The 19,762-nt window shown below is 69.3% G+C and carries 17 protein-coding genes; 2 read left to right on the top strand and 15 right to left on the bottom strand.

Annotated features, from left to right (window positions below; genetic code table 11):
• Positions 1-76: 76 nt before the first annotated feature.
• The 3 genes from ACTWQN_RS16250 to ACTWQN_RS16240 all read right to left on the bottom strand — a co-directional run bounded on the left by ACTWQN_RS16250 (position 77) and on the right by ACTWQN_RS16240 (position 3,058).
• Entirely contained in the window at positions 77-799 is a 723-nt protein-coding gene (locus ACTWQN_RS16250) for an SDR family NAD(P)-dependent oxidoreductase (protein ID WP_443204307.1), read from the bottom strand.
• A gap of 6 nt (positions 800-805) precedes the next feature.
• Positions 806-2,080: an MFS transporter gene (locus tag ACTWQN_RS16245; RefSeq protein ID WP_443204306.1), complete on the bottom strand. Its 1,275-nt coding sequence runs from the start codon at positions 2,078-2,080 to the stop codon at positions 806-808.
• Between the two features lie 192 nt (positions 2,081-2,272).
• Positions 2,273-3,058 (bottom strand): hypothetical protein, encoded by a 786-nt coding sequence (locus ACTWQN_RS16240; RefSeq protein ID WP_443204305.1) that lies wholly within the window; start codon positions 3,056-3,058, stop codon positions 2,273-2,275.
• A 391-nt stretch (positions 3,059-3,449) separates the two neighbouring features.
• Here ACTWQN_RS16240 and ACTWQN_RS16235 point away from each other — a divergent pair, with 391 nt between their 5' ends.
• Positions 3,450-4,433 carry an MsnO8 family LLM class oxidoreductase gene (locus ACTWQN_RS16235; RefSeq protein WP_443204321.1) on the top strand — a complete coding sequence of 328 codons (984 nt, stop codon included), beginning with the start codon at positions 3,450-3,452 and terminating at the stop codon, positions 4,431-4,433.
• A gap of 97 nt (positions 4,434-4,530) precedes the next feature.
• On the opposite strand, the gene ACTWQN_RS16230 is transcribed toward ACTWQN_RS16235, so the two are convergent.
• The 12 genes from ACTWQN_RS16230 to ACTWQN_RS16175 all read right to left on the bottom strand — a co-directional run bounded on the left by ACTWQN_RS16230 (position 4,531) and on the right by ACTWQN_RS16175 (position 18,817).
• The gene (locus ACTWQN_RS16230) at positions 4,531-6,522 is read right to left on the bottom strand and encodes an APC family permease (RefSeq protein ID WP_443204304.1); all 1,992 of its coding nucleotides are present in this window, start codon (positions 6,520-6,522) and stop codon (positions 4,531-4,533) included.
• A 150-nt stretch (positions 6,523-6,672) separates the two neighbouring features.
• Positions 6,673-7,431, bottom strand: a complete 759-nt coding sequence (gene ehuA, locus ACTWQN_RS16225) for an ectoine/hydroxyectoine ABC transporter ATP-binding protein EhuA (RefSeq protein ID WP_443204303.1) — start codon at positions 7,429-7,431, stop codon at positions 6,673-6,675.
• A 13-nt stretch (positions 7,432-7,444) separates the two neighbouring features.
• Positions 7,445-8,101 (bottom strand): ectoine/hydroxyectoine ABC transporter permease subunit EhuD, encoded by a 657-nt coding sequence (gene ehuD / locus ACTWQN_RS16220; protein WP_443204302.1) that lies wholly within the window; start codon positions 8,099-8,101, stop codon positions 7,445-7,447.
• Positions 8,098-8,802, bottom strand: a complete 705-nt coding sequence (gene ehuC / locus ACTWQN_RS16215) for an ectoine/hydroxyectoine ABC transporter permease subunit EhuC (protein ID WP_443204301.1) — start codon at positions 8,800-8,802, stop codon at positions 8,098-8,100. Before ehuC ends, ehuD begins: the two co-directional genes overlap by 4 nt.
• Positions 8,803-8,826: 24 nt before the next feature.
• Entirely contained in the window at positions 8,827-9,711 is an 885-nt protein-coding gene (ehuB, locus tag ACTWQN_RS16210) for an ectoine/hydroxyectoine ABC transporter substrate-binding protein EhuB (RefSeq protein WP_443204300.1), read from the bottom strand.
• A 300-nt stretch (positions 9,712-10,011) separates the two neighbouring features.
• Positions 10,012-11,103: an acetate/propionate family kinase gene (locus ACTWQN_RS16205; protein ID WP_443204299.1), complete on the bottom strand. Its 1,092-nt coding sequence runs from the start codon at positions 11,101-11,103 to the stop codon at positions 10,012-10,014.
• Positions 11,091-13,547 carry a phosphoketolase family protein gene (locus tag ACTWQN_RS16200; RefSeq protein WP_443204298.1) on the bottom strand — a complete coding sequence of 819 codons (2,457 nt, stop codon included), beginning with the start codon at positions 13,545-13,547 and terminating at the stop codon, positions 11,091-11,093. Before ACTWQN_RS16200 ends, ACTWQN_RS16205 begins: the two co-directional genes overlap by 13 nt.
• 206 nt (positions 13,548-13,753) lie before the next feature.
• The gene (locus ACTWQN_RS16195; RefSeq protein ID WP_443204297.1) at positions 13,754-14,803 is read right to left on the bottom strand and encodes a Gfo/Idh/MocA family protein; all 1,050 of its coding nucleotides are present in this window, start codon (positions 14,801-14,803) and stop codon (positions 13,754-13,756) included.
• An 84-nt stretch (positions 14,804-14,887) separates the two neighbouring features.
• Entirely contained in the window at positions 14,888-15,583 is a 696-nt protein-coding gene (locus ACTWQN_RS16190; protein ID WP_443204296.1) for a response regulator, read from the bottom strand.
• Between the two features lie 40 nt (positions 15,584-15,623).
• Complete coding sequence (locus ACTWQN_RS16185; RefSeq protein WP_443204295.1) at positions 15,624-16,865, bottom strand: sensor histidine kinase; 1,242 nt, start codon at positions 16,863-16,865, stop codon at positions 15,624-15,626.
• A 243-nt stretch (positions 16,866-17,108) separates the two neighbouring features.
• Complete coding sequence (locus ACTWQN_RS16180; protein WP_443204294.1) at positions 17,109-17,738, bottom strand: MBL fold metallo-hydrolase; 630 nt, start codon at positions 17,736-17,738, stop codon at positions 17,109-17,111.
• A complete protein-coding gene (locus ACTWQN_RS16175; protein WP_443204293.1) occupies positions 17,735-18,817 on the bottom strand; it encodes an S-(hydroxymethyl)mycothiol dehydrogenase in 1,083 nt (360 codons plus the stop codon). The genes ACTWQN_RS16180 and ACTWQN_RS16175 overlap by 4 nt, the downstream gene beginning before the upstream one ends.
• A 136-nt stretch (positions 18,818-18,953) precedes the next feature.
• Here ACTWQN_RS16175 and ACTWQN_RS16170 point away from each other — a divergent pair, with 136 nt between their 5' ends.
• Positions 18,954-19,760 (top strand): SAM-dependent methyltransferase, encoded by an 807-nt coding sequence (locus ACTWQN_RS16170; RefSeq protein ID WP_443204292.1) that lies wholly within the window; start codon positions 18,954-18,956, stop codon positions 19,758-19,760.
• The last annotated feature ends 2 nt before the right edge of the window (positions 19,761-19,762 follow it).

The raw sequence follows: 19,762 nt of genomic DNA, 5'->3' as shown, positions 1-19,762 counted from the left end.
GGGGGGCGGATTGCGCCCGAAACCGCCACGTTCGCCATCCACACCGCCGCGCAAAAACGAGTCCAGGCACAGGCTTTCAGACGGCAAGGTAGCCGCCGTCCACCGGGAGCACCGTCCCGGTGATGAATTCCGCCTCCTCGGAGGCCAGGAACAGCACCGCGCGCGCCACGTCCTGCGGTGTTCCCCACCGGCCCAGCGGGGTGCGGCCGAGGATGCGCGCGACGGCTTCCGGATCGGACTGCAGTTCTTCGGTGAGCGGGGTGCGGATCCAGCCGGGCGCGACCGCGTTGACCCGGATCCGGTCGGCCGCATAACCGGCCGCCAGCGACTTGGTCAACTGCACCACGCCACCCTTGCTGGCCGAATAGCCGGGCACCAGCGGACCGCCGAAGTAGCTGAGCATCGAGGCGGTGTTGACGATGCACCCGCCGGAACGGGCGAGCAGCTCGCGGGCCGCCGCGCAGGCCCGCATGGTGCCGGTGAGGTTGACGTCCACGACCCGCGCGAACGTCTCCGGCTCCAACTCCTCGCCCCGGCGGATGATGCCCGCGCAGTTCACCAGCACATCCAGCCGATCCAAACCGTCCACTATGGTCCGCAGACTGCCGGGGCGGGTCACGTCGGACTCGAACACCTCGATCGCTTCGTCGAGCTCCGCCGCCACCGCGCCCACCCCGGTGACCCGGACCTCGCCGCCGTGCTGGACGAAGGCGTTCGCGACCGCGGCACCGATTCCGCTGGTGCCGCCGACCACGAGCACCGACTTGCCGCCGAAGGCATCGGCGCGCAGGCTGGACAACTTCGATCAGTCCTTTCCGGAGTGCGCCGCAGCGAATTCCGCGGTGGATTCGGAAAACCCGACTGGCTTGCGAACCAGGAACGCGTAGCTGAGCGCGGCGACGATGGCGATGCCGCTGGCGGCGAGCAGGGCGATCACGAACGATCCGGTCTCGTCCACGATGATCCCGGTGATCAGCGGGGCGAACGCGCCGCCGAAGTAGCCGCCGAAGTTCTGCAGGCTGCCCAGCGATGCGGTGATGCGCTCGCTGCCCACCGTGGTCGCCAGCGACCAGGCGCCGGAACTGGCTGAGTTCATGAAGAACTGCGACGCCGAGATCGACACCAGCGCCAGCGTGGTGCTCGGGGTGAGCGCCACCGGAATGGTGCACAGACCGCCGATCAGCAACCCGGCGCAGATCGGCACCTTCCGCGCGAGCATGGTGGAAACCCCGCGGCGCACCAGCAGGTCGCCGACGGCGCCACCGGCCAGCATGCCGAGGGTGCCGGCCAGGTACGGCACGATCAGCGCGATCCCGGTGTCGGCCACGCTCAGGCCGCGCTCGCTTTCCAGGTACGCGGGCAGCCAGGTCAGGTACAGGTAGATCGAGTAGATCACCCCGGAGAAGCCGAGGATCATGCCCCACGTGGTGCGATGCCGCAGCAGACCGAGCCATTCCCGCAGCGACACCGGGTTCGTAGCGGGCTCCGGTTCTGCGGAGACCTGCTGCCGGTCGCGGTAGACGACGAACCACACCAGTGCGAGCACGACCCCGGCGACGCCTGCGACGATGAACATCGCGCGCCAGCCGTAGCTGAGCATCAGCCAGGTCAGCAGCGGTGGGGCGATGGCCGGGGCGAGGGTGGACGCGGCGTTGAACAGTCCGATCGGGGCGCCGCGGGATTCGCGCGGGAACCAGTTGGACACCACCTTGGCACCGCCGGGGAACGCGGGTGCTTCGCCCAGGCCGAGGAACAACCGGCCGAAGAGCATCTGCTTGAAGTTCGCCGCGATCCCGCAGAAGGCCTGCGCGGTCGACCACAGCAGCAGGCCACCGCCGAGCACCTTGCGCGGCCCGAAGCGGTCGAGCAGACCACCGGCGGGCAACTGGGCGAAGGCGTACGCCCAGGAGAACACCGACAGCAGCAGGCCCATCTCGGTCGGCCCGATGCCGAACTCGTCTTGGACGCTGTGGTTCGCGATGGCGAGCGTACTGCGGTCGATGTAGTTGACGATGCCGATGAGCAGCAGTAGGACGAGCAGCACGATCCGCATCGTGCGGATGCTGCGTGGTGGACTCATATCGGTTCCTCGGTGGGCTCGCGTGTTGACGACGTTGTCCACAAGCCAACGTGTGCGGACGATCGGAGCCGGGCCGGAATCATCCGCGAACGAGATCGTCCGGCGGCTCCTGGCGTAGACCATAAGTAGGCGTTTTCCCCAGGTGAAGCCCACTTTTCACATAACTCCCATCCGCCAGGCGGATGGTGGTGCTCAGCGCTCCCGCGTTTCCTCGCGGCGCAGCCGCTGCGCCAGCGCATCGCGTTCGCGCTGGGCGCGTTCTTGGCGCTGGCGCGCCGTTTTCGCGTCGCGGCGGAACTCGCGCAGCTCGTCCTCCGCCTGCGAGAGCTCGTCGCGCAGTTCCGCGCAGCGCTGCTCCGCCTCGTGCCGCGAGCGCTCGGCGAGCTCGACCGAGTCGGCGGCTTCGCCGAGTTGCTCGTCGGCGTGCCGCAATTGCTCGCGGAGCTCGCGCAGTCGTGCGCTGGGCTTGGGCCGCGTCGCGGTGCGGCGGATGGCTGCCGCGGCCAGTTCGTCGAGGCCGAATCCGCTGTACTGCAGGGGTTTGGCGAGCGTTGCGGCCTGTACCGCGCGGCCTGCTTCGGGGTCGGAGAGCGCCGCGGTCAGGGTTTGTTCGACCTGTTGGCGGGTGGATTCGGTGAGGGGGTGGCCGTGCCGCTCGGCGAGTTCGGCGGCGCGGTCGGTGAGCTGGCGCAGCAGCCGGGTTCGTTCGACGGCCAGGGCACGCAGGTCGTCGCCGCGCAGGTCGCGCTGCGCCGAGCGCAGCCGTTCGCCGAGTTCCAGGAGCGCGTTGAGGTGTTCCTGAGCCGCGAGCAGGTTCACCGCCCAGGCCGCGGCGGTCGGCTTGCGCAGTTTCTTGAGCTGATCGGCGAGTTCTTCATCACCGCGTTGCCTGGCCGCCGCCGCCCGCCGGTCGCGGGCCGCGGTGAATTCGGCCGGATCGGAGGTGTACAGCTCGCGGGCCAAGTCGTCCAACTCCACCAGATCAACGTCCCACGCCAACACAACCAACGCGACGCCGAACACGCACCCCCCGAACGCACCACCACCGGTTCACCACGATGGAGACGAGGTGAAGGGCACCTTTCGCCAACTAACTTGGTAAAAGGTGCCCTTCACCCACCACTCGATCAGTGAGCACACACGCCAAGCGAAGCCGCGACCGTGCGGGCTCACCTGGACAGGTAATGAGTGAAGGGCACCTTTGACCGGCATAGTCGGTCAAAGGTGCCCTTCACTCCTCATCCGATCGGGTGCTGCGGGCCGTGACGGATGTGTGGTTCCGCATTGTGGAATTGGTGGCGTGTGGTTCGCCTCATCGGGCGTGGTTGTGGAATCTCGCGGTCGGGTGGGTGTTGAGGTGGGTGTGACCTTGCGCCTTTCCGTGCTGGACCGCTCGCACACCTGGCAGGGGCAGAGTCCGCAGCGGGCCCTGCGGGAGACCGTTCGCTTCGCCCAACAGGTCGAGGCCCTCGGCTACCACCGGTTCTGGGTGGCCGAGCACCACAGCGTGCCCGGCGTGGCCGGTGCGGCGCCGACCGTGCTGGCCACCGCCATCGCCGCCGCGACCACCCGCATCCGGGTCGGCACCGGCGGCGTCATGCTGCCCAACCACCAGCCGCTCGTGGTGGCCGAGCAGTTCGGGGTGCTCGGGTCGCTGTTCCCCGATCGCATCGACGTCGGGTTGGGGCGCTCGGTGGGGTTCACCAGCGGAATCCGCCGCGCGCTCGGTCGCGACAGGGACGCGGCCGAGCAGTTCGGGGACCAGCTGACCGAATTGCTCGGTTACCTGTCCGGACGACCGGGCAGGTTTCCCGGGGTGCACGCGGTCGCGGCCGAGGGACTGCGGCTGCCGGTGTTCCTGCTGGCCACCGGCGCCGGAGCCGACACAGCCGCGGAGTTCGGCCTGCCGCTGGTCATCGCGTCGGTCCACGGTGACGATCGAATGGTCCGCACCATCGACGGCTACCGCGAACGCTTCCGGCCCTCGGCGTGGGCGGCGTGGCCGTACGTGGTCCTGGCCCGGTCCGTCGCGGTCGCCGACACCGCTGAGCGGGCCCGGCGGCTGCTCGTCCCGGAGGCGTGGGCGACCACCTACTCCCGCACGCGCGGCGAATTCCCGCCGCTGGAGCCGCCGGAGCAGGTGTTGGCGCGGGAGATGTCAGACCGCGAGCGCACCCAGTTCGAGCGCGCGCTGCGGGGCCACGTGTTCGGCACCGCCGACGAGGTCACCATCGAGCTGAAGGAACTCACCGCCCGCACCGGGGCCGACGAGATCCTGGTGACCACCACCGCCTTCGACCCGGCGGACCGCCTCGACTCCTACCGCCGCCTCGCCGCTCTGCCCCTGTCCTGACCAGGCCGGGACCGTTGCGTCGGCCGGGCGGCGATTTCGCGCGAAATCGCCATCCACCACCCGAACCGGCGCCCGGCCGCCGTCGGCAACGCCGGTGTCAGTTCGGTGGGGCTATGCCGCGCCGGATGCGGCCCGGCGTGTGCTGGGTGCGGTCGACGTCCCGGCGGCGGCTGGAGTCCAGTTGCCAGGGGACGCTGACCACCATGACGCCGGGCTCGAAGCGCAGCCGCCAGGCCAGCCGCAGCGAACTCTGGTTGTGCAGCAGGTTCTCCCACCAGCGCCCGACGACGTACTCCGGGATGTACACCGAGACCAGATCGCGTGGGCTTTCGCGGCGGATCCGCTTGATGTAGTCGACGACCGGGCGGGTGATCTCGCGGTAGGGCGATTCGACGACCTTCAGCGGGACGTCGATGTCGTGCCGCTCCCATTCGCTGCGCAGCACGTGCGTGTCGGTGTCGTCGACGTTCACGGTCAGCCCGGTCAGCGTGTCCGGGCGGTTGGCCTTGGCGAACGCCAGCGCCCGCAACGTCGGTTTGTGCAATGTGGACACCAGCACCACCGCGTGCACCCGGCTGGGCAGGGTGAGCCCGCCCAGCGCCGGTTCGAGCTCCCGCCGGACTTCGCTGTAGTGCCGGTGGATGGCCCGCATCAGGAAGAACAGCGCGGGGATCGCGATCACCACCAGGTAGGCGCCGTGGGTGAACTTGGTCGCCAGCACCACGACCAGCACCGTCGCCGTCAGAGCCGCGCCGACCCCGTTGATCAGCCTGGACCGGTGGATCCGACGTCGCCCCTGGGCATCGGCGTGGCCGAGTTCTTGGTTCCAGTGCCGCACCATGCCGATCTGGCTCAGCGTGAACGAGGTGAACACCCCGACGATGTAGAGCTGGATCAGTCCGTTCACCGAGCCGCCGAACGCCGCGATGAGCGCGATCGCGACCAGCCCGAGCAGCACGATGCCGTTGGAGTGCGCCAGCCGGTCGCCGCGGGTGTGCAGCTGGCGCGGCAGGTACCGGCGCTGCGCGAGCAGCGAGCCGAGCATCGGGAAACCGTTGAAGGCGGTGTTCGCGGCCAGCAGCAGGATCAGCGTGGCACCGGCTTGCACGACGTAGAACAGCACGCTGTTCACGCCGAACACGGCGCCGGCGACCTGCGCGATGACGGTGCGCTGCCCGGCGGTGTGGCAGTCCGCGGGGAAGCCGATCAGATCGCAGGGGCTGTTCGCGACGCGGACCCCGGAGACCATCGCCAGCGCGGTCACCCCGCTGAACAGGCAGATCGCCAGCACCCCCATGATGATCATGGTGCGCCCGGCGTTGACGTCCTTCGGTCGCCGGAAGGCGGGCACCCCGTTGGAGATGGCCTCCACCCCGGTCAACGCGGTGCAGCCGGAGGCGAACGCGCGCAGCAGCAGGAAGACCAGGGCCAGCCCGGTGAGATCGAGCTCCTCAGGCCGGATGCCCCAGCCCGCGCTCTCCGCGATCGGTGGGTTCCCCGCCGCCGCCTGCACCAGCCCCACCACGGTGGTCAGCCCGATCGCCCCGACGAACAGGTAGGTCGGTACCGCGAACGCCCGGCCGGATTCGCGCGTGCCGCGCAGGTTCATCGCCATCAGCAGCAGCACGACGGCGAGCGCGATCCACACCCGCTCCGGGTACAGCTGCGGGATCGCCGAGACCAGGTTGTCGACGCCCGCCGCGACCGACACCGCCACCGTCATCACGTAGTCCACCATCAGCGCGGCGGCCACCACCAGGCTCGGGTTGCGGCCCAGGTTGCGCGCCACCACCTCGTAGGAGCCGCCACCGCTGGGATAGGCGTGCACGACCTGCCAGTACGACGCCACCACCACGGCGAGCAGCACCACGACCGCCAACGCCACCCACGGCGTCAGGTGCAGCACCGCCAGCCCGCCCAGCGACAGGATCAGCAGGATCTCCTGGGTCGCGTAGGTGACCGACGAGAGCGGGTCGCTGGCGAAGATCGGCAGGGCGAGCCGCTTCGGCAGCAACGTCTCCCCCAGCCGGTCGCTGCGGACCGGACGCCCCAGCACCAACCGCTTCAACACTTCCACCGCTGAAGCCACAACCCCAGGCTAGGCGGGTTCCGGCGGGCTCACCCGACGTCGCTGGCGCCCCACGGCGCGGCGTCCGCACTGCCTGCGGACCAACGACGCGTTGGTGTGACGCTCGACGGCGCTGCGGCACCACGCGAACCCCGCCGGGGCGGGTGTCCGCTACTTGCGTTCCAGGACGGCTTTGAGGAAGCGCTGGGTTCGCTCGTGCTGCGGGTCCCGGAAGATCGTCGACGGAGGTCCCGACTCAATCACGGCGCCGGAGTCGAACATCAGGACCCGGTCGGAGATCTCCTCGGCGAAGCGCATCTCGTGGGTGACCAGCAGCATCGTCATGGCGGTGGTGTGCGCGAGGTCCCGGATGACGCTGAGCACCTCGCCGATCAGCTCGGGGTCGAGGGCGGAGGTGACCTCGTCGAAGAGCATCACCTTCGGCCGCATCGCCAGGGCGCGGGCGATCGCGACGCGCTGCTGCTGGCCGCCGGAGAGCTGCCCCGGCTTGTGCCCGAGGTGCTTGTCCAGGCCGACCACCTGCAGCAGGTCGACGGCGCGTTGCTCCGCTTCCGCCCGGTTCATCCCCAGCACCTGGATCGGTGAGAGCGTCACGTTGTTCAGCACGGTCATGTGCGGGAACAGGTTGAAGTGCTGGAAGACCATGCCGATCTTGCGCCGCACCGCGGCCTGCTGCCGGGTGTCGGCCGCGGCCGGGCCGGTGCGGCAATCCCACAGCGGCTCGCCGTCGACCTCGATGAGTCCGCTGTCGGGCTGCTCCAACGTCATGAGCAGCCGCAGGATGGTGGTCTTGCCGGAGCCGCTCGGTCCGATGATGGAGACCTTCTCCCCCGCCGTGACGGTGAGATCGAGTTCGCGCAGCACGTGGTTGCTGCCGAAGGACTTCCCCACGCCGGAGAACGAGATCATCGGCTGGTCCTCATCATCTCGGGTGGGCAAGGCGCAGCTCCAATCGTTTGATCAGCTTCGCGGCGGGCAAGCTGACCGCCAGGAACAGCAGCCCGGCGATCGTCAGCGGTTCCAGGTAGCGGTAGCTGCTGGAGCCGATGGCGGTGGCGTGGCTGAGCAGTTCGAAGACCGTGATCGCGGACAGGATCGCGGAGTCCTTGAACATCTGCACCACGTAGTTGCCCAGCGCCGGGATGACGTCGCGAACCGCCTGCGGCAGCACCACGAATCGCCAGCGCTGCAAACTGGAAAGGCTCAGCGCGGTGGCTGCCTCCCACTGCCCGGCGGGCACGCTCTGGATGCCCGCGCGGTAGACCTCGGCGGTGTAGGTGCTGTAGTTGATGCCGATGACGAGGATTCCGGTGACCAGCGGCGAGAACTGCACGCCGAAGTTCGGCAGGACGTAGAAGGCGAAGTACGCCTGCACGAGCAACGGGGTGCCCCGGACGAACAGGATGAAGAAGCCGAAGAGCCGACTCAGCACCGGCACCGCGGAGAACCGCACCACGGCCAGCACCAGGCCGAGCACCAGTGCGATCGCCATGCCGACGAGCGTGACCTGAACCGTCACCCACAGTCCGTCCAAAAGGGACGGAATGATGCTGATCGCGAATGACCAGTCCCAGATCATGATCCGGCCACCCGCCCCGAACGCAACATCCGCCGCAGCAGGGTTTCCCGCAGTTCCGGCCGCGCGGGGTCCATCCGACGTTCGAGCCAGTTGGATCCCAGCGAAAGCACGTACGCCACCACGAAGTACAGCACCAGGATGGTGCCGAACACCGCCGCCGTGGCGCCGGTGGTGGCCCGCACCATCTGCGCCCGGAAGGTCAGGTCGGCCACGGTGACCAGGGAGACCAGCGAGGTGTTCTTCAGCAGGTCGACGAAGACGTTGCCGAACGGTGGGATCATCGCCGGGATCGCCTGCGGCAGGATGACGAACCGCATCCGCTGGTACGGCGTCAGGCTCAGCGCGATGGCGCCTTCGCGCTGACCGCGCGGCAGGGCGCCGATCGCGCCGCGCACGATCTCCGCGCCGTAGGCGCCTTCGTTGAGCCCGAGCGCCAGCACCGCGGCGGCGAACGGCACCAGCTGCACCCCGAAGAACGGCAGGGCGAAGAACAACCAGAACAGCTGGACCAGCATCGATGTGCCGCGGAATACTTCGATGAACACCCCGGCCGGCCAGCGCAGCCAGCGCCGCCGCGACATCCGGCACAGCCCCGCGGTGAAGGCCACCACGACGGTGACCACCATGCCGACCGCGGTGAGCGCGATCGTGATCAGCAGACCGTTCAGCAGCAGCGGCAGGAACGGCAGGATTTGCGACATGCTTGAGGACTCCGTCCGCCCGGCTCAGCCCGCCACGGCGCAGAGCTGGTCGCGGGTGACGCCTCTGGCCGCGTCCGCCGAAAAGCCCCACTTCGAAAGGATCTGGTCGAATTCGGGGCTCGCCTTCAGCGCGCGCAGCTGTTCGTCGTAGGCGTTGACCAGGTCGGTGTCGGTCTTGCGGAAACCGGCACCCGACCCGGTCTGCTGGACGTCCTGGATCGCCGGGGTGATGTCGATGCCGTCGGTCTTCAGCGAGTTCAGCGACAGCGTCGGCAGGAAGAACGCATCGGCCCGGCCCGCCTGCACCGCCTCGATTCCGCTGCGACCGTCGGGGATGTTGACGATCTGGGCCGCCGGTAGGTTCTCGGTCTTCAGCACGCCGTCTTCGAAACCGCCTGGCAGCACTGCGACTTTGACCGCCGGATCGGCCTTGACCGACGCGATGCCGGTCAGGTTCTTCGGGTTGCCCGCGGGTACCGCGAACGACTCGGTTGAGACGATTTCCGGTTCGGAGTACAGGATTTGGCTGCACCGCGACTGCTTCATGAACAGTCCGGCGGCGATGATGTCCCACCGGTTCGCGTTGAGACCGGGGATCATCGACTCGTACGGCGTGACCACGCCCTGGATCTCGGGAACGCCCATCCGCTTCAGCACCGCGGCGACCACGTCCGGTTCCGCCCCGGTCACCGTGCCATCCGGTTTGATCTGCGTGTACGGCGGTTCGTTGGCGATGGCGATGCGGGCGAAGCCCTGCTTCTTGATCTGGTCCAATGTGGATCCCGCAGGTTGCCCGCCGCCGGGTTGGGTGAAGCTGCATCCGGCGAGGCCACCCGCCACCGGCAAGGCCACCGCCGCCGCACCGCCACTGCGGAGCAACTGTCGTCGGGAGATTTCGGTCCTGCGCATCGGTTCTGCCTCCCTAGCGCACATCGCCCATTCGAGTGATGCATTGGGGAGAGACGCTAAGTCGCCCGGTTGAGCCTGTCAATGGAAAGATTGTTGACAATATGTAACTCCCGAATTGGCCCAACCGGCGGTACGAATCCTCGCAAGATGCCGAACCACCAGCGCAAACGCACCAAGTCGCGCGCCGCGGACCGACCGCCGCCCGGCCTGCGCAACCGTCACCCCTACTCCGATCCAGCGAAATCCCCCACCCGCATCGGTCACCGTCGGGTCGTGAGCGGCTCTTACCGGAGTTGCCGCTCACGAGGTCGTCGCCAGCGCCGCGCGGGTCTGACGAGCGATCTCCAGGTCTTCGCGGGCCCGCACCACTGCGGTGCGCACCGCCGCGCCGACGGCGCTGATGTCGGCGTCCCCCGACGCCGCCGCGTTGCGAGTCGGGTCCACCGCCACGCCGACGAACTCCAGGGCTTCGCAGACCGCCGCCCGCACCGGCGGCTGGTGCTCGCCGATGCCGCCGGTGAACACCAGCAGGTCCAGGCCGCCGAGCACCGCCACCATAGCCCCGGCGTGCCGCACCAGGCTGTGCCGGTACACGTCGAAGGCCACCGCCGCATCCGCGTCACCGCCGTCGCGGGCCGCCAGCACATCGCGCAGATCACCGGAGACCCCGGACAGTCCCGCCAGCCCGGAGCGCTTCGACAACACCTCGAACAGTTCCTGCGGCCCAACGCCTTTCGTGATCAGCAACCAGCCGAGCAGCCCCGGATCGACCGTGCCGCTGCGGGTGTTCATGACCAGGCCCTCCTCCGGCGTGAAACCCATCGTCGTGTCCACGCACCGGCCGTCGCGCACCGCCGCCATCGACGCCCCGGCGCCGAGGTGGCAGCACAGCGCCCGCCCCTGCCCCGGCGGCACACCCGCCAACTCGGCCCCGCGCACCACCGCGTAGGAATGCGACAGGCCGTGGAACCCGTACCGGCGCAACGACCACTTCCGGTTCCACTCCCGAGGCAGCGCGTAGGTGGCCGCCGCGGTCGGGAGCCGCGCGTGGAAAGCGGTGTCCACGCACACCACCGACGGCGTGTCCGGCGCGGCATCACGCGCCGCGCGCAGCCCGTCGATCGCGCGCGGCTGGTGCAGCGGGGCGAGCTCGGTCAGCGACGCGAGGTAGGCCAGCACCTCGTCGTCGACCACCCGCGCCGCGACGATCCGGGTGCCGCCGTGCACCACCCGGTGCCCGATGGCATCCGCGCCGTGCTCGTCGAGGAAACCGCGGATCGGCTCGGCCCCGCCCGCCCAGCGCTCCAGGGTCTCGTCGGCGACCGCCGCGTCATCGTCGAGCAGGCCGAGCTTCAGGCTGCTGGAGCCCGCGTTCACCGTCAGCACCCGCATTGCCCCGACCAGGTCCAGTCCCGGATCTCCGGCATGTCCTCGCCGTAGGTCGACACGTACTGCCGGTGCTCGATCAGCTTGGTCTTCAACGACTCCCGCGCGTAGGCCGCGCGCGGCCCCAACCGGGGCACCCGGTCGACGACCGCGATCGCCAGGTCGAATCGGTCGATCTGGTTGAGCACGCACATGTCGAACGGCGTGGTCGTGGTGCCCTCCTCCTTGTAGCCGCGGGCGTGGATGTTGGCGTGGTTGTGCCGCCGGTACGTCAGCCGGTGGATCAGCCAGGGATAGCCGTGGTAGTTGAAGATCACCGGGCGATCGCGGGTGAAGAGGCTGTCGAACTCGGCGTCGGACAAGCCGTGCGGGTGCTCGCGCTCGTCCTGCAACCGCATCAGGTCCACCACGTTGATCACCCGGATGCGCAGGTCGGGGAACTGCTGGCGGAGGATGTCGACGGCGGCCAGCGTCTCCATCGTCGGTACGTCCCCGGCGCAGGCCATCACCACGTCCGGATCGCCGTCCTGGTCGCTGCTGGCCCAGTCCCAGATCCCGATGCCCTTGGTGCAGTGCACGATCGCGGCGTCCATGTCCAGGTACTGCGGCGCGGGCTGCTTTCCGGCTACCACCACGTTGATGTAGTCGCGGCTGCGCAGGCAGTGATCGATCACCGACAGCAGCGTGTTCGCATCCGGCGGCAGGTAAACCCGCACCACCTCGGCCTTCTTGTTCATCACGTGGTCGATGAAACCCGGATCCTGGTGCGAAAAACCGTTGTGGTCCTGCCGCCAGACGTGCGAGGTCAGCAAGTAGTTCAGCGATGCGATCGGCTGGCGCCAGGCCAGTCGGTTGCTCACCTTCAGCCACTTGGCGTGCTGGTTGACCATCGAGTCCACGATGTGCGCGAACGCCTCGTAGCAGGAGAAGAACCCGTGCCGACCGGTGAGCAGGTAGCCCTCCAGCCAGCCCTGGCAGGTGTGCTCGGAGAGGACCTCCATCACCCGGCCGTCGGGGGCCAGCGCGTCGTCGCCCGGTTCGACCTCGGCGTTCCACGCCCGTGCCGTCGCCTCCAGGATCGCGCCCAGCCGGTTGGAGTTGTTCTCATCCGGTGCGAAGACCCGGAAGTTGCGTTCGTCGGCGTTGCGGCGCATCACATCGCGCAGGAACCCGCCGAGCACCCTGGTGGCCTCGCCGAGGGCGGCACCCGGTGCGTCCACCCGCACCGCGTACTCCCGGAAGTCCGGCATCCGCAGCGCGCGCAGCAGACGTCCGCCGTTGGCGTGCGGGTTGGCGCTCATCCGCCGGGTGCCGGAGGGGTTGTGGTCCTTGATCCGCTGCACCGGCGCGCCGCCGGTCTCGAACAGGGCCCCGGGTTCGTAGCTGCGCATCCAGGACTCCAGTTGGCGCAGGTGCTCCGGGTCGTTGCGCGGATCGGAGATCGGCACCTGGTGCGACCGCCAGGAGCCCTCCACCTGCTTGCCGTCGACCTCGACCGGCCCGGTCCAGCCCTTCGGGGTGCGCAGCACGATCATCGGCCACCGCGGGCGCTGCCCCGGTGCAGGCTGCCCCGGTCCAGGATGCGCCGTGCCATCCCGGCGGGCCCGGCGTTGAATAGCGGCGATCTCGTCCAGGCACCGATCCAGCGTCGCGGCGAACAGGTGGTGCATCGGCGCCGGATCCGAACCGGACACCAGGTACGGCTCGTAGCCGAATCCGCGCAGCATGCCCAGCAGTTCGTCCTCCGGGATGCGCGCCAGGACCGCCGGGTTGGCGATCTTGTAGCCGTTGAGGTGCAGGATCGGCAGCACCGCGCCGTCGGTGGCCGGGTTCAGGAACTTGTTGGCGTGCCAACTGGTGGCCAACGGCCCGGTTTCCGCCTCGCCGTCACCGACCACACAGGACACGATCAGGTCGGGATTGTCGAAAGCGGCACCGAAGGCGTGCGACAGCGAGTAGCCGAGTTCGCCGCCTTCGTGGATCGATCCCGGTGTTTCCGGCGCCACGTGGCTGGGGATCCCGCCGGGGAAGGAGAACTGCGTGACCAGGCGGCGCAGCCCGTCGTAATCCTGCGCCACGTCCGGGTAGATCTCGCTGTAGGTGCCTTCCAGCCACGCCGCCGCGACCAGGCCCGGCCCGCCGTGCCCCGGCCCGATCACGTACATCATGTCCAGATCCCGCATCCGAATCGCCCGGTTCAGGTGGGCGTAGACGAAGTTGAGGCCCGGCGTGGTGCCCCAGTGCCCGAGCAGTCGGGGCTTGACGTGCTCGGGGCGCAGCGGTTCCCGCAGCAGCGGGTTGTCCATCAGGTAGATCTGCCCGACGGACAGGTAGTTGGCGGCCCGCCACCACAGTTGCAGGCCGTCCAGTTCTCGCGCGCTCAGGTGCTCGGACACGGCGGGCGTAGTGGTCCACGTGGCCCCGGTGGCCGCACTGGTTTCGCTGGTCATCCCGGCTCCCTCAAGCTCGTCACCTAGCCATTCAGCGTGGTCGGCGACAGCCGGATCGCAACTCGGCGCAGCTGGCCAGCTCGGGACCTCGGCGGCCGTCGGTCCCGGGGCATCCGACGACGGCTCGTCGGTGGCGGCGCGTGCCTCCCAGTTGAGGACCACCCCGCCCGTCTTCTGAGCGTCCAAATCGGATCACTCGATGAGGTTTAGAGGAGGCGGTCGACGGTGATTTCGGCGGCGGAGCGGCTGGCCGCCGCGATGACGTCCAGCGCGGCGACGGCGTCGGCCGGGTCGACCGGCGGTGGGCAGCCGTCGCGCAGCGCGGTGACCACTCCGTCGTAGAACGCCAGGTAGTCGCCCGGTTCGCTGGGCACCCGGCGGACCTCGTCGCCGACGCCCAGCACGCCCCACTGCTCCGCCGGCTCTCGCCCCCAGGCCTCGTCGGGTGGGCGGTGTCCGGCTCGCAGCGCGGCTTCCTGCGGGTCGAGGCCGAACTTGGTGAACGTGGCGGCATCTCCGAGCACGCGGAAGCGCGGGCCCTGCCGCGCGGCGAGCTTGCTCATCCACAGGTGCGAGCGCACTCCGTTGGTGTGGGTGAGTGCGACGAACGAGTCGTCGTCGGCCCGCACGCCCGGCCGTCGGCAGTCGATCTCGGCGTAGACCGCCGCGACCGGTCCGAACAGCTGCACGGCCTGGTCGATCAGGTGACTGCCCAGGTCGTAGAGCACTCCCGCGACGTCTTCGGCGCCGCCGGAATCCCGCCAGGTCGGCTTCGGCGTCGGCGACCACCGCTCGAACCGCGATTCGAAGCGGTGCACCCGGCCCAGCTCACCGGCGTCCAGCAGCCTGCGCACCGTGCGCAGGTCGCCGTCCCACCGGCGGTTCTGGAAAACCGTCAGCATCAGGCCTTTGGCGGCGGCGTGCTCGATCAGCCGCCGACCCTCGATCGCCGTCGGCGTGAACGGCTTGTCCACCACGACCGGCACGCCCGCGTCCAGCGCGGCGGTGGCCAGCTCGGCGTGGGTGCGGTTCGGGGTCGCGATCACCACCAGGTCGAGTTCGCCCGCCAGCAGGGCGTCCACGTCGTCGAGCACGGCGGTGTCGGGATGGTCGGCGCGGACTTGCTGCTGACGCTCGGGATTCGCGGTGACGACCGCCGCCAACCGCATCGAGGGGTGGGCGGCGATCAGCGGCGCGTGGAAGACGGCACCGCCGACGCCGTAGCCGACGAGTCCGACTCGCAGTGCAGAGCTCATGTCCTAATTAGACTCCGTCGGGCGACCGGCACACATCTCGGCATCGCGAAATCGCCAGCCCGCGACGCGCGCCGGACCGACCGGCTAGGCCGAGGCGCGCCGCGACCGGCCGCCTGCCTGGCCGGGCGAGACCAGCCCGGTCTCATAGGCGGTGATCACCAGCTGGGTGCGCGAGTTGAGGTGCAGCTTCTGCATCACGTGGTAGAGGTGCGATTTGACGGTCAGCTCGGCCAACCCGAGGTTGCGGGCGATCTCGGCGTTCGAACCGCCGCGGGCGACCTCCAGCAGCACGTCCAGCTCCCGTTCGGTCAGCGCGCTGAGCTCGCTGCGCGCATCCCGGACGCCGAGCGCGGCGAAGCGCTGCAACAGCCGCTTGGTGACCCGCGGCGACAGCAGCGCATCGCCTTCGGCGACCGTGTGCACGGCCCTGACCAGTTCTTCCGGGGTGGCGTCCTTGAGCAGGAATCCGCTGGCACCGGCCCGCAACGCGGCGTAGACGTACTCGTCGAGGTCGTGCACGGTTAGCATGATCACCGCGGTCTCGCCGTCGGTCTCCGCGACGATCTCGCGGGCCGCCGCGATGCCGTCCTTGCCCGGCATGCGCACGTCCATCAGCACCACGTCGGGGCGACGGCGGCGCACCGCCGCCAGCGCCGCGTCGCCATCGGCGGCTTCGGCCAGCACCCGCAAACCCGGTTCGTTGGACAGCAGCGCGACCAGTCCCGCGCGGATCATCGCTTGGTCATCGGCTACCAGGACGGTCGTGTCGGAAGTTTCCACGCGGCCGGGCCTCCTTGATCCGGGTGGCCCGAATTTCGATTCAGGCCAGGTCCGAATTTTCCGCGCACGGTAGCACGGCTTCAAGGTGAAAACCGTTCATAATTGGGTGCGCCGTCAATGTTCCTCCCAGCAGCGCAACGCGTTCCCGCAGCCCGATCAGCCCGTGTCCCGACGGTTGGGAGACCGTTCGGCCTCCCACCGCGTCCACCCCGTTGATCCGATTGGTCACCTCGATCCGCAACGCGGCAGGTCCGTAGTCCAGCAGCACCCGCGCCCGCCCCGCGCCCGCGTGCTTGAGCACGTTGGTCATGGCCTCCTGCACGATCCGGTACGCCGTCATCTCGACCCCGGAACTGAGTTCGCGGACCTGACCCCGCCGGTCGAGCTTCCACTCCACGTGCGGACCGCGCACCGAAGCGACCAGCGCATCCACCCCGTCCAGGCTGGGCGTCGGCTGCCAGTCCATCGGGTCCCGGCCCGCCGTGCGGTGATCGCGCAGCGCGTTGAGCAGGTTGCGCATCTCCCCCAGCGCGCTCCTGGAACTCTGTTCGAGCTCCTGCAAGGTCTGCCGGGCGTGGTCCTGATCGCGGTCGATCAGCGCCCGCGCCACGCCCGCGCGCAACGCCACCACGGACAGGTTGTGCGACACGATGTCGTGGAACTCGCGGGCGATGCGGGCTCGCTCGATGGCCGCCGCGTCTGCGGCGAGCTGATCGCGCGCCTCGTCGAGCAGGGTCATGGTCTGTTCCAGCTGCGCGGCGCGTCGGCGGCCGATCTGCATCGCGCGCGCCCAGCCGACCACCATCACCAGGTTCACCACCGCGCCGGAGATCCGCAGCAGGCCCTCCACCGGCGACAGCTCGTAAACGATCATCTCGCTGACCGGGTACACCATCGCGATCGTCGCGGCGACCACCGCCGCCCTCAGCGAGCCGCGCACGCAGACCGAGTAGATCGCGACCAGGATCACCAGGTTCAGCCCACCGATGTCCAGCTTGAACACTGTGAGCCCGACGGTGACCGCCAGCTGCGCGAACAGCACCAGCCAGGGCGCCCGCCGCCGCAGCAGCAACAGCGCGGTGGCTGGCACGCTCACCAGCAGCGGCCACCACCAGGCGATCCACGGCGGATGCTCACCGATGGACAGGGCGAAGCCGTGCAGCACCGAAAGCACCACTACGAAGGAGAGATCGCCGAGCACCGCGCGGTGCACGGTGGCCCAAGCCAGCAAGCCCGTCCGCGACTGCGGGACAGCGGCACGACCAAGTGCGTGATCGACCATCGAACCTGCCTAGAGCGTGTCCCAACGGGCTTGTGCGGATCGGCCAGGAGCACCCACCCACGAACCGGCGCCGCGGACACCGGTTTCGGGGTGACCGATGTCCGCAGCGCGCCAACCACCCGTCACCGGCGCGTCGTCGACGACGGGCAGCGAAGATCATGTACCCGCCGCCGACGCACTTCATCCGGCGAAAGTCGTAGCGGCGAACCTACCTGTCGACCACCGACACCGGGCCGGAAAAGGTCAATATCCGCGCGCGACCCACTCGTCGAACTGGGGCCGAACCGCGCCGATCGTGGTGCTCTCGCCGTGCCCGGGCCGAACCTCGGTGGCTTCCGGCAGCGGCAGCAGCCGATCCCGGATCGACGTCACGATCACCCCGAAGTCCGAATAGGACCGGCCGGTCGCACCGGGCCCGCCGGCGAACAGCGTGTCGCCGGTGAACACCACGCCCAGCTCCGGCGAGTAGAGGCAGACCGCGCCCGGCGCGTGGCCGGGCGTGTGCAGCACCTGCAGTCCCGCGCCGCCGACCTCGACCACCTGGCCGTCGGCCAGTTCCTGGTCGGGCTTGCGGTCCGGGTGGGTCAGGTTCCACAGCACCATGTCCTCGGGGTGCAGGAGGATCGGCGCCCCGACCGCGTCGGCCAATTCCGGCGCCTTGCGCACGTGATCGTCGTGGGCGTGGGTGCACAGCACGGCCAGCACCCGGCGGTCCCCGACCAACCCGCGGATCGCGTCGACGTCGTGCGGCGCGTCGATGATCACGCACTCCCGGTCGTCACCGACCACCCACGCGTTGTTGTCCACCGCGAAGGTCTGGCCGTCCAGCGAGAACGTGCCGGATGTGGTCGCGTGATCGATGCGCGGCGTCATCCGAAGGTCACCACCGAACGCAGCACCTCGCCGCGGTGCATCTTCTCGAACGCCTGCTCCACCTGGTCCAGCGCGATCTCCTCGCTGACGAACTTCTCCAGCGGCAGCCGCCCCTGCTGGTAGAGCTCGATCAGCATCGGGAAGTCGCGTTCCGGCAGGCAGTCGCCGTACCAGCTGGACTTGACCGCACCGCCGCGGCCGAAGACGTCCAGCAGCGGCAGCTCCAGCTTCATCTCCGGGGTGGGCACCCCGACCAGCACCACGGTGCCCGCGAGATCGCGCGCGTAGAAGGCCTGCTTGAACGTCTCGGGGCGACCGACCGCATCCACCACCAGATCGGCGCCGAAGCCGTAGGTGAGCTCGCGGATCGCCTCGACGCTGTCGGTCTCGGAGGCGTTGACGGTGTGCGTGGCGCCGAACTGCCGCGCCCACTCCAGCTTCTTCGGGTCGGTGTCGACGGCGATGATCCGGCGGGCCCCGGCCATGCTCGCCCCGGCGATCGCACCGTCACCGACACCACCGCAGCCGAGCACCGCGACGGTGTCCCCCGGTCCGGCGCCGCCGGTGTTGACCGCGGCACCGATCCCGGCCATCACCCCGCAGCCCAGCAACCCGGCCACCGCCGGGCTCGCCGCGGGATCCACCTTCGTGCACTGCCCGGCGTGCACCAGCGTCTTCTCGGCGAAGGCGCCGATGCCCAGCGCGGGCGACAGCGGGGTGCCGTCGAGCGTCATCGGCTGCGCCGCGTTGTGCGTGTTGAAGCAGTACTGCGGCCGACCTCGTTTGCACGCCCGGCACGTGCCGCACACCGCGCGCCAGTTGAGGATCACGAAGTCGCCGGGCTGCACGTCGTGCACGCCCTCGCCGACCGCTTCGACCACACCCGCGGCTTCGTGGCCCAGCAGGAAGGGGTACTCATCGCTGATGCCGCCCTCGCGGTAGTGCAGGTCGGTGTGGCACACACCGCACGCCTGCACCTGCACCACGGCTTCACCTGGCCCCGGATCCGGGACGTTGATGGTCACCACTTCGACCGGTTTTCCCTTCCCGGTCGCCACCACCGCGCGGACGTCGGTCACGAGCACCTCCAACAGATCGTTAGTCGAGAACACCATCGTTATACGCGCGCCTCATCATCAGCAAGGGCGGCATGTCTCGAACACGGAGAGTCACCTTTCGACTACTGTACGATTCCGGTAGAGGGGGAGGACGAGCATGTTCGACACGCGCAATCCACCGGTCCGCGAAATGGACATCGACCGGCCCTGCGCCGCTCGGATCTACGACGCGTTCCTCGGCGGTGGCCACAACTTCGGCATCGAACGGGGCTTCGCGGAAAGTCTCGAACGCGCGCTGCCGGGCATCGCGGACGCCTACCAGGAGAACCGGGCGTTCCTCCGGCGGGTCGTGGAGTACCTGCTCGCGCATGGCGTCCGGCAGTTCCTCGACCTGGGTTCGGGCATTCCAACCATCGGGCAAGTGCACGAGGTGGCGGGGCGCCGGACCCGCGACTTCCGGGTGCTCTACGTGGACAACGAGCCGCTGACCGTCGCGCACAGCAAACCGCTGCTGGCCGATGAACCGCGGGCCGAGATCATCCACGCCGACTGCCGCGACCCGAAGTCGGTCCTGCACGCCCCGGAAGCCCTCGAACTGCTCGACTTCGACGAACCGGTGGGGCTGCTGATGGCGGCCGTGCTGCACTTCATCCCCGACTCCGACGAACCGCTCGCGCTGGTCGACACCTACCGGGACGCGCTGGCGCCCGGCAGTCACCTGGTGGTTTCACACCTGACCGGCAGCCACAACCCGGACGCCATGCGCATCCTGACGCAGCGCTACGCCGACACGGCCGACCCCCTGCACCCCAGGGATGCCGAGCGGATCGAGGAGCTGTTCGGCAATTTCGAAATCCTGCCGCCGGGCACGGTCTACCTGGCGAACTGGCGACCCGAACCCGGCCAACCCACCGCGCAGTGCCGCTACCGGCTGCTCTACGGCGGCGTGGCCCGCAAGCACTGACC

It is taken from the genome of Saccharopolyspora antiqui (genome assembly GCF_052246905.1).
Classification (GTDB): domain Bacteria; phylum Actinomycetota; class Actinomycetes; order Mycobacteriales; family Pseudonocardiaceae; genus Saccharopolyspora.
The sequence above is the reverse complement of the archived record's forward strand: the minus strand, read 5'-3'. Positions and strand labels throughout refer to the sequence as shown.

Coding starts and splice junctions, on each gene's coding strand:
- ehuD (WP_443204302.1), bottom strand. CDS start 8,101: ATGATCTGGGACTGGTCATTCGCGATCAGCATCATTCCGTCCCTTTTG.
- ACTWQN_RS16170 (WP_443204292.1), top strand. CDS start 18,954: ATGTTCGACACGCGCAATCCACCGGTCCGCGAAATGGACATCGACCGG.
- ehuB (WP_443204300.1), bottom strand. CDS start 9,711: ATGCGCAGGACCGAAATCTCCCGACGACAGTTGCTCCGCAGTGGCGGT.
- ACTWQN_RS16245 (WP_443204306.1), bottom strand. CDS start 2,080: ATGAGTCCACCACGCAGCATCCGCACGATGCGGATCGTGCTGCTCGTC.
- ehuA (WP_443204303.1), bottom strand. CDS start 7,431: ATGATCTCGTTCTCCGGCGTGGGGAAGTCCTTCGGCAGCAACCACGTG.
- ACTWQN_RS16185 (WP_443204295.1), bottom strand. CDS start 16,865: ATGGTCGATCACGCACTTGGTCGTGCCGCTGTCCCGCAGTCGCGGACG.
- ACTWQN_RS16180 (WP_443204294.1), bottom strand. CDS start 17,738: ATGACGCCGCGCATCGATCACGCGACCACATCCGGCACGTTCTCGCTG.
- ACTWQN_RS16195 (WP_443204297.1), bottom strand. CDS start 14,803: ATGAGCTCTGCACTGCGAGTCGGACTCGTCGGCTACGGCGTCGGCGGT.
- ACTWQN_RS16205 (WP_443204299.1), bottom strand. CDS start 11,103: ATGCGGGTGCTGACGGTGAACGCGGGCTCCAGCAGCCTGAAGCTCGGC.
- ACTWQN_RS16200 (WP_443204298.1), bottom strand. CDS start 13,547: ATGACCAGCGAAACCAGTGCGGCCACCGGGGCCACGTGGACCACTACG.
- ehuC (WP_443204301.1), bottom strand. CDS start 8,802: ATGTCGCAAATCCTGCCGTTCCTGCCGCTGCTGCTGAACGGTCTGCTG.